Annotated in this window: 10 protein-coding genes; 5 read left to right on the plus strand and 5 right to left on the minus strand. The window is 59.1% G+C overall.

Translation table 11 applies throughout. The annotated features are described in order from the left end of the window. Window positions 1–6: 6 nt before the first annotated feature. A complete protein-coding gene (locus tag AC1V0D_RS06865) occupies window positions 7–507 on the minus strand; it encodes a GAF domain-containing protein (RefSeq protein WP_009089799.1) in 501 nt (166 codons plus the stop codon). 214 nt (window positions 508–721) lie between these two features. Here AC1V0D_RS06865 and yebS point away from each other — a divergent pair, with 214 nt between their 5' ends. From yebS to rsmF, 3 genes are all read left to right on the plus strand, one after another. Then, window positions 722–1,966 carry a membrane integrity lipid transport subunit YebS gene (gene yebS / locus AC1V0D_RS06870; RefSeq protein WP_009089797.1) on the plus strand — a complete coding sequence of 415 codons (1,245 nt, stop codon included), beginning with the start codon at window positions 722–724 and terminating at the stop codon, window positions 1,964–1,966. After that, window positions 1,935–4,568: a PqiB family protein gene (locus AC1V0D_RS06875; RefSeq protein ID WP_009089795.1), complete on the plus strand. Its 2,634-nt coding sequence runs from the start codon at window positions 1,935–1,937 to the stop codon at window positions 4,566–4,568. The genes yebS and AC1V0D_RS06875 overlap by 32 nt, the downstream gene beginning before the upstream one ends. Before the next feature lie 303 nt (window positions 4,569–4,871). After that, the gene (gene rsmF, locus AC1V0D_RS06880; RefSeq protein WP_482907147.1) at window positions 4,872–6,305 is read left to right on the plus strand and encodes a 16S rRNA (cytosine(1407)-C(5))-methyltransferase RsmF; all 1,434 of its coding nucleotides are present in this window, start codon (window positions 4,872–4,874) and stop codon (window positions 6,303–6,305) included. A gap of 2 nt (window positions 6,306–6,307) precedes the next feature. On the opposite strand, the gene AC1V0D_RS06885 is transcribed toward rsmF, so the two are convergent. The 4 genes from AC1V0D_RS06885 to AC1V0D_RS06900 all read right to left on the minus strand — a co-directional run bounded on the left by AC1V0D_RS06885 (window position 6,308) and on the right by AC1V0D_RS06900 (window position 10,920). Further along, the gene (locus AC1V0D_RS06885) at window positions 6,308–6,955 is read right to left on the minus strand and encodes a metallophosphoesterase (RefSeq protein ID WP_111207559.1); all 648 of its coding nucleotides are present in this window, start codon (window positions 6,953–6,955) and stop codon (window positions 6,308–6,310) included. Between the two features lie 110 nt (window positions 6,956–7,065). Beyond that, window positions 7,066–7,278, minus strand: a complete 213-nt coding sequence (locus tag AC1V0D_RS06890; RefSeq protein ID WP_111207558.1) for a DUF1272 domain-containing protein — start codon at window positions 7,276–7,278, stop codon at window positions 7,066–7,068. A gap of 126 nt (window positions 7,279–7,404) precedes the next feature. Next, a complete protein-coding gene (locus AC1V0D_RS06895) occupies window positions 7,405–8,754 on the minus strand; it encodes an MFS transporter (RefSeq protein WP_111207557.1) in 1,350 nt (449 codons plus the stop codon). A gap of 135 nt (window positions 8,755–8,889) precedes the next feature. Next, the gene (locus AC1V0D_RS06900) at window positions 8,890–10,920 is read right to left on the minus strand and encodes a choline transporter (RefSeq protein WP_482907148.1); all 2,031 of its coding nucleotides are present in this window, start codon (window positions 10,918–10,920) and stop codon (window positions 8,890–8,892) included. Window positions 10,921–11,181: 261 nt separating this feature from the next. On the opposite strand from AC1V0D_RS06900, the gene betI reads away from it, so the two are divergent. Together betI and betB are read left to right on the plus strand one after the other, a co-directional pair. Further along, window positions 11,182–11,775: a transcriptional regulator BetI gene (gene betI / locus AC1V0D_RS06905; protein WP_482907149.1), complete on the plus strand. Its 594-nt coding sequence runs from the start codon at window positions 11,182–11,184 to the stop codon at window positions 11,773–11,775. A 14-nt stretch (window positions 11,776–11,789) separates the two neighbouring features. Beyond that, entirely contained in the window at window positions 11,790–13,262 is a 1,473-nt protein-coding gene (gene betB, locus AC1V0D_RS06910; protein ID WP_482907150.1) for a betaine-aldehyde dehydrogenase, read from the plus strand. Window positions 13,263–13,284: the final 22 nt, after the last annotated feature.

Below are 13,284 nucleotides of genomic sequence, written 5' to 3' on the forward strand. Positions count from 1 at the left end.
AGTCGATTAGCTGCGCGTCAGCTGCAGATATTTTTCTAAGTCGCTGTTCGCAAGCACTTCACAAAGCCCATCAGTCAGTGTGACCAGCCCTGATTCGTCATCGCTGTCAAAACGATTGTAATCCACGCTGTCGATGTCCAGCACCCCAACCACAGTGCCATTCACTTTCAGAGGAATCACAATCTCAGCGTTGCTGGCAGCGTCGCAGGCGATGTGGCCCGGGAAGGCATGCACATCATCCACACGTTGCACTTTCTCTTCTGCCAGCGCCGTGCCACACACACCTTTACCGACCGGAATGCGCACACAGGCGATTTTGCCCTGGAACGGGCCCAGCACCAGCGTATCGGCTTCCGTCAGCAGGTAGAAACCTGCCCAGTTCACGCCATCGAGACGTTCATACAGCAGCGCGCTAAAGTTTCCCATCGCGGCGAGAAACGCCGTTTCGCCCGCCAGCAGGGCTCGCATATCGCGATTTAGATCGGCGTAAAAGGCAGTTTTGTTCATTATTCAACCGTTACCAATGACATCTGAACGGGTTTATTGAGACCGTTCGTTAAAAATAAGTTTTAATTATCCAGAGCGACAAGGTGAATCATAGCGTTAGTTACTATAACCTTAGCATTCTGTGGATCGAAGCGTGATGCCCGAGACAGGCACACAGACAATGTCTTAATGACCGATATCTGTTACTTCTGACGAGCGAAAATTGCACCACCCTATGAAAATTCACGCTATCAGCCAGACATTGCCTCACGCACGTTATCAGCGTTGCCCGCAATGCGATACCCTTTTTTCCTTACCGGATGTGAAATCGCATCAGGCGGCCTACTGTCCGCGCTGCAACGCCCGGATAGTCAGCGGTCACGACTGGTCGATGACACGTCTGATGGCCATGGCCGCCACCATGATGGTGCTGATGCCGTTCGCGTTTTCCCTGCCGCTGGTGGATATCCGTCTGCTGGGGATGCGCATCAATGCCAGCGTGCTGGAAGGCGTGATTCAGATGACGCAACAGGGGGATGTCCTGACGGCGTCAATGGTGGCCTTCTGTACCCTGGGCGCGCCGATCACCCTGGTGGCCGGCATCTGCTATCTCGGTATCGGTCACCGGCTGGGCATGAACCTGCGGCCCGTGCTGCTGATGCTGGAGAAGCTGAAAGAGTGGGTGATGCTCGATATCTACCTGATCGGCATTGCCGTGGCGTCGATTAAGGTGCAGGACTATGCTTCGCTGGAGATTGGGTATGGGCTGGCGGCTTACATCGCCCTGACGGTGCTGAGCGTGCTGACGCTGATCCATCTCAACATGGAGCAGCTGTGGGAGCATTTCTACCCGCAGCAGCCCGGCAATATGGCGCGTGACGAGATGCAGGTCTGCCTGAACTGTCACCATACCGGCCTGCCGGACGAGCGGGGGCGCTGCCCGCGCTGCCACACACCGCTCGACTTCCGTCGCCGCCACAGCCTGCAAAAATCCTGGGCGGCGCTGATTGCCTCGATTGTGCTGCTGATCCCGGCGAACCTGCTGCCTATTTCCGTGGTGTACCTCAACGGTTCACGGCGTGAGGACACCATCTTCTCGGGCATTCTGTCGCTGGGTGAAGGTAATGTGCCGGTCGCCGCGATTGTGTTTATCGCCAGTATTCTGGTGCCCTTTACCAAAGTGCTGGTGATGCTGACTCTGCTGCTCAGCATCCATTTCCGCTGTGAACAGGGGCTGCGCACCCGCATCCGGTTACTGCGGTTTGTCACCTGGGTTGGCCGCTGGTCAATGCTGGATCTGTTTGTCATTTCGTTAACCATGTCGCTGGTCAATCGCGATCAGCTGCTGGCTTTTACCATGGGACCGGCGGCGCTCTTTTTTGGCGCCGCCGTTATCCTGACCATTATGTCTGTTGAGTGGCTGGACAGCCGCCTGCTCTGGGATGCACATGCAACAGGAAACGCCGACTACACCGACTAACGCCACGCTGCGCAATAAGCGTAAAGTTTCGCCCTTCTGGCTGCTGCCGATTATTGCGATGCTGATCGCCTGCTGGCTGCTCTGGACCAACTACCAGGAGCGCGGCACCACCATCACCATCAATTTCCAGACGGCGGATGGAATTGTGCCGGGCCGTACCCCGATCCGTTATCAGGGTGTGGAAGTGGGCACCGTGCAGGGCATTAATCTCAGCGACGACTATCGCCGCATTCAGATCAAAGCCAGCATCAAGAGCGATATGCGCGACGCGCTGCGCGAAGACACCCAGTTCTGGCTGGTGACGCCGAAAGCCTCACTGGCCGGCGTGTCGGGACTGGATGCGCTGGTCGGCGGTAACTATATCGGGATGATGCCCGGCAAAGGGAAACCCAGCGAGGCCTTTACCGCCCTCGATACCCAGCCGAAATATCGGGTGAACACCGGCGAACTGCTGATCCATCTGCATGCCCCCGATCTCGGCTCGCTCAATACCGGTTCGCTGGTCTACTACCGCAAGATTCCGGTTGGCCGGGTCTATGACTACAACATCAACAGCAAATCCGACGGGGTGGCGATTGATGTGCTGATTGACCGTCGCTTCACCCATCTGGTGAAAACCAACAGTCGCTTCTGGAACGTCTCCGGCGTCAATGCTGATGTCAGCCTGAGCGGTGCTAAAGTGCAACTGGAGAGCCTGGCGGCGCTGGTGAATGGCGCGATTGCCTTTGACTCCCCGGAAAATGCCGGAGAGGCCAAAGCGGAGCAGAACTACCGGCTCTATCCTGACCTGGCGCACAGTCAGCGCGGCGTGCTGATTACCCTGGATCTGCCCAACGGCAATAACCTTAAAGCGGGCAGCACGCCGCTGATCTATCAGGGACTGGAGGTCGGCACGCTGACTAAGCTCAACCTGCAGGATGGCGGCAAGGTGACCGGCGAGCTGACGATTGATCCGTCGGTGGTCGGTCTGATGCGCAGCGGCACCCGCATTGAGATGCACAGCCCGAAAATCAGCCTGACCGATACCAGCCTCAGTGCGCTGCTGACCGGTAACACGCTGGAACTGGTTCCCGGCGAAGGTGAGCCGCAGCAGCACTACACCGTGCTGGCGTCAAATGAGACGCTGCTGCAGAAACCCAACGTGCTGACGGTCAGGCTGAGTGCGCCGGAGAGCTACGGTATCGATCAGGGGCAGCCGCTGATGCTGCACGGCATGCAGATTGGTCAGGTGATGTCGCGCTCTCTGGATGAGAATGGCGTCAATTTCGTGGTCGCGGTGAATCCTGAGAATCGCAGCCTGGTGCACGGGGACAGCAAATTTATCGTCAACAGCCGGCTCGATGTGAAATTTGGTCTCGACGGAATGCAGGTGTTAGGTGCCAGCGCCCGTGAATGGGTCGATGGCGGCATCCGGCTGGAGCCGGGCAGGAAAGGCGAGCCGAAAACCGCCTATCCGCTGTTTGCCGATGCGGAAAAAGCGGAAGAAGGCATTACCGGTGATGGCCCCTCCACCACCCTGACGCTGACCGCCAACAGTCTGCCTGACGTGCAGGCGGGTTCGGTGGTGCTGTACCGCAAGTTTCAGGTCGGTGAGATTGTGAAAGTCACGCCGCGCGCTGACGCCTTTGATATCGCGGTGCACATTCAGCCGGAGTATCGCAAGCTGCTGACCAGCGAAAGCGTCTTCTGGGCCGAGGGCGGCGCCCGCGTCAGTCTTAACGGCAGCGGCCTGACAGTTCAGGCATCGCCGCTTAACCGGGCGCTGAAAGGTGCAATCAGCTTCGACAACATGACCGGTGCGAAGTCGGCCAAAGGGGTCAAGCGTGTGCTCTACCCGTCTGAAACCGCCGCCCGCGCGGTGGGCAGTCAGATTACCCTGCACACCTATGACGCCAGCAAGCTTTCAGCCGGGATGCCGATTCGTTACCTGGGCATCAATGTCGGCCAGGTGGAGTCGCTTTCGCTCAGTAAAGATAACAATCAGGTCGTCGCCAAAGCGGTGCTCTATCCCGAATATGTGGATGATTTTGCCCGCCTCGGCAGCCGTTTCTCGGTGGTCTCTCCAGAGATTTCCGCAACGGGGGTGAATCATCTGGAAACGCTGTTGCAGCCTTACGTAAACGTGGACCCGGGCAAAGGCGGTGCCGTGCGCACCTTTGAGCTGCAGGAGAGCACCATTACCGATTCGCGCTACCTGAATGGCCTGAATATTTACGTTGATGCCACCGAAGCCGGTTCCCTGTCGCTGGGCACCCCGGTGCTGTTCCGCGGCGTGGAAGTGGGCACCGTGACCGGCACGTCGCTGGGCAATATGGCGGATCGCGTGCAGATTGCCCTGCGTATCAGCAAGAAGTATCAGCATCTGGTGCGGAATAACTCGGTGTTCTGGCTGGCGTCCGGCTACAACCTCGACTTCGGTCTGATTGGCGGCGTGGTGAAAACCGGCACCTTCCAGCAGTTTATTCGCGGCGGCATCCAGTTTGCCACCCCGCCAACGGTGCCGCTGGCTCCGCAGGCGACGCCCGATAAACACTTCCTGCTGCAGGATGAAGCGCCGAAGGATTGGCGCAACTGGGGAACGGCAATTCCGTCTCCGCGCTAAGTCAGGTCAGGCGGGCAGTCTGATGCTGCCCGCATAGCTGCTTTGTACCGCAGGCTCAGGGAGCAAACGCCCTCCGCAAAGACGCAAAAACCGCCATCCCTGGCGGGCTCAGCGCGGACCATCCCTGGCCCGCTATGCTTTACTCCGGGCGTATGCTCCCATCGCTTCATCTTTCCGCGGGCTGTATGCCTGAGCAATCTCATCTGCGCAAAACCGCGCCAGACTTATTCCTCCTGAGACGGGCAACCTGGCTGCCCGTTTCCTTTCTGCATGGTACACTGCCGCCTTTGCCTTAACTGGAATGTGCCCGTGTCAGATGCTGCTTCGCTTTTCCCCGCCGATTTTCTCTCTTTAATGCGCCAGAGCCTGCCCGATGAGGCCAGCTTCGCGCAGTTCCTCGCCATCAGTCAGCAGCCGCTGCGCCGCACGCTGCGGGTGAATACCCTGAAGATCAGCGTGGCTGACTTCCTGCGTCTCACCGCTGACTATGAGTGGCAGCTTACGCCGGTGCCGTGGTGCGAAGAGGGATTCTGGATCAGCCGGGAAGATGAGAGCCTGCCACTGGGCAGCGTCGCGGAACACCTCAGCGGCCTGTTCTATATTCAGGAAGCCAGCTCCATGCTGCCGGTCACCGCCCTGTTCGACGCTCAGACCGCGGTCAGCGCCGTGATGGATATGGCGGCGGCACCGGGTTCAAAAACCACCCAGATTGCGGCCAGGATGGGCAATCAGGGTATCATTCTGGCCAATGAGTTCTCCTCCAGCCGGGTGAAAGTCCTGCACGCCAATATTACCCGCTGCGGCGTCACCAACAGTGCGCTGACACATTTCGACGCCCGGGTTTTCGGTCCTGCGCTGCCGGAACAGTTTGACGCCATCCTGCTTGACGCCCCCTGCTCAGGCGAAGGGGTGATGCGGAAAGATCCCGATGCCCTGAGAAACTGGTCGCTGGCCAGTACAGAAGAGATTGCCGCCACCCAGCGCGACCTGCTCGACAGCGCCTTCCATGCCCTTAAACCGGGCGGCACGCTGGTCTACTCGACCTGCACCCTGAATCAGATTGAGAATCAGCAGGTCATCGCCTGGCTGCTGCAGCGTTACCCCGACGCCGTGGAGATCCTGCCGCTCAACGAACTGTTTGCGGGGGCGGAGCTGGCCGCTACGCCAGAGGGCTATCTGCACGTTTTCCCGCAGATGTTCGACAGCGAAGGCTTTTTTGTGGCCCGGTTGCGCAAAACTGCGTCGGTCGACCCGCTGCCTGCACCGGGCTATAAAGTCGGCAAGCTGCCCTTCTCGCACGTCAGCCGCAAGCTGGAGAGCGACATCATTCAGGCCGCCGCCGCCGTCTCACTCCGCTGGGACGATTCGCTGGTGCTGTGGCAGCGTGATAAAGAGATCTGGCTGTTCCCGGAGGCCGTCACCCCGCTGCTGGGCAGAGTGCGTTTCTCAAGAATTGGCCTGAAGCTGGCTGAAACCTTCGCGAAAGGCTATCGCTGGCAGCATGAGGCGGTCATCGCGCTGGCGCAACCGGATGCGAAGCACGCCTTCGAACTGACGGCAGCCGAGGCAGAAGAGTGGTATCGCGGGCGGGATATCTATCCGGAAAGCGAACCCGCCGGTAATGAGATGATTGTCACTTATCAGCAGCAGCCGCTGGGGCTGGCAAAGAAAGTCGGCAGCCGTATCAAGAACAGCTACCCCCGCGAGCTGGTGCGGGACGGGCGTCTGTTCCGCTGAAGTCACTGCAGCTGAACCATCGTCAGATGATGGCCAAACACCGCACCGGTGTCGATATAGTGCAGGTTGGCCACCGTCAGCGGCTCCTTCAGCGGTGTATGACCAAAATAAAAGGCATCTGCCCCGCGGATGCCGCTTTCTGCGCCGGACTGAAGCCCCTCCAGCCGCTGACGGCTCCAGACCACCTGCTCCCAGTCCAGCGGTTTATCCAGGGCGTACTCCGCGGCGGGGTAATCCGCATGGGCAATCACCACGGTGCGCGCACCCAGCTGTAAATGCACGATCAGCGGCAGATCGCGACAGCGCAGCAGCGCGTGACGCGCCGAAATGATAGCACTGCCGCGCAGCCGCCAGAACCAGCCGCCGCCGTTCATCTGCCAGCGCTGCTTTTCGTGACCCTGTAACGCTGAAAGGGCCATCTCCTCATGGTTGCCCTTCACGCTGCGAAACCAGGGCTGCTTCAGCAGCGCCAGGCACCCCAGGCTGTCGGGCCCGCGATCGATGAGGTCACCCACGGCAATCAAGAGGTCCTGCTGCGGATCAAACTGATGCTGCTGTAACCGCGCATCCAGTTCAGCGCGGCAGCCGTGCAGATCGCCCACGACCCAGATATGCCGCCACGCTGACCCCTCCAGAAACTGGTAAGACATTGATCCTCCGCCTGCGTCGCTAAAGCCTCTGCACAGTATAGCCAGATCCGCCTCTGCACCGACACAAGCAACGGCAGCGCAGTGGGAAAGCGGGCAGGCCCCGCGGCAGATCAGGGGCGCGTTTTCGCCGGATACGCCTCCAGCTTCTCCGCCGGACGCACCGGGCGGCGCACCATCTCTCCGCCGCAGTTGGGGCAACGATGTTGCAGGTGTTCGGCACATTCCGCGCAGAAGGTGCATTCAAATGAGCAGATCCGTGCCGCCAGGGAAGATGGCGGCAGGTCACAGTCACAGCGTTCACAGCGGGGGCGAAGTTCAGGCATGGCGGCACTCCTGTCAGGATGATGCGTCAGCTTCGCGCGTGGCGGCCCGGCTGTCGAGTCAGCGGAGAGACAAAGTGGGGTCAGATCGGGACATTCTGCCTCAAGGGTGCAGACCGTGGCCCGGCGCTAGGGCTGCGTCTTATCCGTGGCGCGATGGTCCGGCTCTTTCCCGGCTTCTGGCTGCTCTTCAGATTCATCGCTCTCCTCTTCCGGCTCCTGACCGCCCATTGACGCCTGGATCACCTCCTCTTCCAGCGTCGGGTTCAGGGCCGCACCCAGCGGTGAGGTTGCCAGGCTATCAGGCATTACCACATGCGGCAGCGGCACTTCGGTTGTCGGCAGCGGACGTGGCGTTCGCACATAGCTCAGCCCGCCCGTTACCAGCGCGCAGACGGCAAAGAAGAGATAGAGCATATTGCTGCCCAGCGGCTGCATCAGCGCCCCTACCACCAGCGGCCCGATACTGGCACCAATCCCAAACGCCATCAGCAGACAGGCGGTTAACGACACCCGTCGCTCGGGGGCAACCTGATCGTTCGCCAGCGCAACCTGCAGCGGATAGAGCGCGAACTGCATCATACTGGCCACAAAGGCGATGCCTATCATCCAGTGAAAGGTAAGATGCGGCAGCATAATCAGCGGCACGCAGGAGACGGCAAACAGCAGCGCGATGATAAATAACAGCCGCTGACGGTCGTAGCGGTCGGAAAGCCAGCTCAGCGGGAACTGTGAAACCAGACCGGCAAAAATCGTCAGGCTCATAAAGTAGCCGGTCTGACTGGTGGTGAAGCCTTTGCTGCTGCCGTAAACCGGCGCCAGCCCGTAAAACGCCCCGATCACCATGCCGGTTACCAGCGTGGTGCCGAGCAGTTTGGGAATGGTGCGGATAAAGTAGCCCAGCTCCATCGGCGCGGGGGTCATAGGCCTGACATGGGTACGGGTGGTCAGCGCAATCGGCACCAGACAGAGCGCGAAGCAGAGTGCCACGATCAGCAGCGTACTCACGCCAAAGCCACTCTGCAGGCTCAGCACCACCTGACCGCCGCTCAGCCCCAGATAGGTCGCGACCATATACAAGCCGAAGATCATGCCGCGCTGAGAGGATTCCGCCTGGTCGTTGAGCCAGCTCTCCAGCACCATGTACTGGCACATCATGCAGAGCCCGATGATCAGACGCAGAAACACCCACAGCGGAATAAAGTCGGTCAGCCCGTGGCCAATCACCGAGGCGGTAATGATCCCGGCACAGGCGACATAGGCGCGGATATGGCCGACGCGGGCGATCAGGTTGTGCCCGACTTTGCCTCCAATCACCAGACCAATATAGTTTGCCGCGATGATGGCACCGATAAGCGCCCCGTTCACCTGCTCGCTCGCCAGCCGGAGTGAAACATAGGTGGTGAGCAGACCGGAGCCCAGCAGCATCAGCAGCGTGGTGGTGTAGAGCGGCAGAAACGTACTGAATATTTTTCCCATATGACTCTCTGTCTACACCTTCAGGCATCAGGCCAGTTAAGCCCTAAAGATAGTTGATATCCGCGTCCGGCGCGGCATTGCCTGCCGCTGGCGGCAAAAAAAAAGCCCGCCCGCAGTGTGCGGACGGGCCTGGCATCAGGCGCTCGGGAAACTGATATTGCTGCCCGGTGCCTCACGGTTGAGATGGATGAAGTTCAGGTGCCGCTCGTACTGATCCAGAATGTCGATGATCACCTGCTCTTTGCTGTAGTCCATCAGGTCGTTACCCTGGCTGCCCTCCATCAGGAAGGTTTCCAGCCGGTAGTAAGTCGATTTACCGCTGCGGGCGCGATAGGTAAAGCCCGGAATCGAGTACTGCTGCGGCCAGACCTGATAGATGAAGTCCTGCTCCTCGCCCAGATGCACGCGCAGATCCAGATAGCCGATCGGGTTGGCCGCATCCGGCGCGACGCTCTCCAGCGACACCCGGCCACCCCGCAGCTCCAGCTCTTTCGCAACCTCTTCCATCGCCGGAAAGATGGTTTTTTCCATCATCTGCTGGGTATAGCGCGACCCCGGATAGTTCATCAGCCGCGACAAGCGCTTTTTCCAGGTGCGGCGATCCGTAGCGTGGGCCAGATAGGGCGCGGTGTCACGCGTGGCGCTGGCGCGACGGTGATCTTCAATCTTCAGCGATTTATAGAGCCCCGCCATCACAAAGAAGATCACAAAGCTGAACGGCAGACCCATGATCACGGTGGTGTTCTGCAGGGCCGAGATGCCATTCGCCATCAGCATACTCAGGGTCAGAACCCCGATCGCCACCGACCAAAAGATACGCAGCCAGTTGGGCGCATCGCTGTTGATGTCTTTGAGACGGGAGGTGAAGTTCCCCAGCACCAGCGATCCGGAGTCCGCAGAGGTGACGTAGAAGAGCATACCGGTGATCGTCGCGACAGAGGCGCTGAGTTTAAAGGCCGGATATTGCGCCAGCAGGCTGTAGAAGCCACGCTCTGCATGATTCATCACCTCCTGAGCGAAGCCCGCATTGCCATGAATAATCTGATAGAGCGCGGCGTTACCAAACACCGACAGCCACAGCAGCGTAAAGGTGAAGGGAATGATCAGGGTGCCGAGCACGAACTCGCGGATGGTACGACCGCGTGAAATACGCGCCAGGAAGAGGCCGACAAAAGGCGACCAGGCCACCCACCACGCCCAGAAGAAGAGCGTCCAGCTGTTCATCCATTGTGTCGGACGATCAAAGGCAAAGGTGTTGAGCGTCATGCCCATAAAGCGGTTGATGTAGTCCCCCACGTTCAGCACCAGCGCATTCAGCAGAAATTCGGTGTTGCCGAAGAAGAGCACAAAGAGGATCAGCCCCAGCGCCATCACCACGTTGAGCTCGGAGAGGATACGGATACCTTTATCCACGCCGGAGGTCACCGAAATGGTGGCGATCACCACCGAGAGGATGATCAGCGCGGTCTGCGCGGTCAGTCCTTCCGGGATATCAAACAGCACCTTCAGGCCATAGTTAAGCTGCACCACCCCGATGCCGAGCGTGGTCGCAATACCGAAGATCGTACCCACCACTGCGGCGATATCGACGGTGTGACCAATCGGGCCATTGATGCGTTTGCCGAAGATGGGATAGAGCGCGGAACGGATGGTCAGCGGCAGGTTATAGCGATAGCTGAAGTAGCCCAGCGCAATGCCCATCAGCGCATACATTGACCAGCCGGTCAGGCCATAGTGAAACAGCGTCCAGACCATCGCCTGACGGGCCGCCTCCAGCGTCTGCCCCGCCCCTTCCGGCGGCTGCATATATTGCGTCACCGGTTCAGCCACCGAGAAGAACATCAGGTCGATCCCGATCCCGGCGGCAAACAGCATGGCGGACCAGCTGAGGATGCTGAATTCTGGTTTGGCGTGCTCCGGCCCCAGCTTGATCGAGCCAAAGCGCGAGCAGGCCATGTAGAGCACAAAGACAATGTAGAGCGTGGCAGCCAGCATGTAGTACCAGCCGAAGGTGGCGGAGACCCAGTTAACCGCCTTGAGGATCCAGCTCGCGGCCAGTTCACTGTAGAGAATCGTCACAAGTGAAAACGTCAGAATCAATCCGGCAGAGGTATAAAATACAACGGGATTGAGTCTGTCTTTTTCACCGGCAGGTGGATTATTCATCGATTACCTCTGGTTAATATCCTGAAAATACGCAATGGATAACATTTGCCGCTCACGGGGTGTTCAGGCCGTGCGGCCTCCTATCGTTCTGTTACTTCCTGTTTAAGCGTAACGGCTGACAGTGAGCTTAGCACTCATTGCCGTTTCGCTTACGCTACATTTAAAGAACACTACACTAACAAAGTTTCTTTTTATATTGAACGTGCAATCAAAAAAAGTTTAAATAGGGGTTCAATTTGAGGGCGGAGCCGGAGCGGAGCTATGCCAAAAGTAGGGATGCAGCCGATACGACGTCGGCAACTGATTGATGCGACCCTGAGTACGATTAACGAAGTTGGAATCAATGATGCCACCATCGCCCAGATCGCCCGGCGGGCGGGGGTTTCTACCGGCATCATCAGTCACTACTTCAAAGATAAGAACGGCCTGCTGGAAGCCACGATGCGTGATGTGACGCGGCAGCTGCGCGAAGCGGTTCTGACGCGGTTACGGCCGCTGGCCGATGCCCCGGCTGAACAGCGTCTGTGTGCCATCGTTGACGGGAATTTTGATGAAACCCAGGTGCACAGCGCCGCGATGAAAGCCTGGCTCGACTTCTGGTCAAGCAGCATGCATCAGCCCCAGCTCAACCGCCTGGAGCGGGTCAGCAGCCGGCGGCTCTACTCCACCCTGGCGGTGGAGTTACGGCGTCAGCTGCCGCTGGAAAAAGCGCGTCTGGCCGCGCATGGCCTGGCCGCCCTGATAGATGGTCTGTGGCTGCGCGCAGCGCTGAGCGGTAAGCCTTTTGACCCGGTCATCGCCCGCACACTGACCACCCAGTTCATCCGTCAGCAACTGGCTGGCGAGCACGAATAACGGAAGGAGAAAACATGTCCCGATTCAACGAGCAGAAACTCTACATCGATGGCGCTTATGTGGCCGCAGCGTCTGGCGAAACGTTCCAGACGATCAATCCGGTCAACGGCGACGTACTGGCAGAGGTTCATGCCGCCGGCCAGGAAGATGTCGATCGCGCCGTTGCTGCCGCCAGAAAAGGCCAGAAGGTCTGGGCCGCGATGACCGCGATGGAGCGTTCGCGCATTCTGCGCCGCGCCGTCGATATTCTGCGTCAGCGTAACGATGAGCTGGCCGAGCTGGAGATGCTCGACACCGGTAAACCTTACAGCGAAACCTCCGCTGTCGATATCGTCACCGGTGCAGACGTACTGGAATATTACGCCGGGCTGATCCCCGCCATCGAAGGCCAGCAGATCCCCCTGCGCGACACCTCTTTTGTCTACACCCGCCGCGAACCACTGGGCGTGGTGGCCGGGATTGGCGCCTGGAACTATCCGATTCAGATCGCCCTGTGGAAATCTGCGCCTGCGCTGGCCGCGGGTAACGCGATGATTTTTAAACCGAGTGAAGTGACCCCGCTCACCGCCCTGAAACTGGCGGAAATCTACAGCGAAGCGGGCCTGCCGGATGGGGTCTTCAACGTGCTGCCAGGCCTCGGCGCGGTCACCGGTCAGCTGCTGACCGAACATCCGGGTATCGACAAAGTCTCCTTCACCGGTGGCGTCGTCAGCGGCAAAAAGGTGATGGCCAATGCCGCAGGATCAACCCTGAAAGAGGTCACCATGGAGCTGGGCGGTAAATCTCCGCTGATCGTCTTTGATGATGCTGACCTCGATCTGGCCGCCGACATCGCCATGATGGCGAATTTCTACAGCTCCGGTCAGGTCTGCACCAACGGCACCCGCGTCTTTGTCCCCGCGTCGCTGAAGGCAGCTTTTGAGGCAAAAATCAGCGAGCGCGTTGCCCGCATCAAGGCTGGCAATCTGCGCGACCCGGCCACCAATTTTGGTCCGCTGGTCAGCTTCACTCATCGCGACAACGTAATGCGTTACATCGAATCGGGCATCGCTGAAGGCGCGCGCGTGCTGTGCGGCGGCAAACGCCTGACCGGCGGCGACTTCGATCAGGGGGCCTGGGTAGCTCCCACCGTCTTCACCGACTGCCGTGATGAGATGAAGATTGTGCGTGAAGAGATCTTCGGACCGGTGATGTCGATCCTGAGCTATGACAGCGAAGAGGAAGTGATCCGCCGCGCCAATGACACCGAATATGGCCTGGCTGCCGGAGTGGTGACGCAGGATCTCAACCGTGCGCACCGCGTCATCCACCAGATTGAAGCCGGCATCTGCTGGATCAATACCTGGGGTGAATCGGCCGCAGAGATGCCGGTCGGAGGCTACAAGCACTCCGGTATTGGCCGTGAAAATGGCCTGATGACCTTACAGAGTTACACCCAGGTGAAGTCAGTGCAGGTTGAGCTGACGCGTTTTCAGTCAGTCTTTTAATCACCCTTTAACCTGAGGAACG

This window comes from Pantoea sp. PA1 (assembly GCF_056856975.1).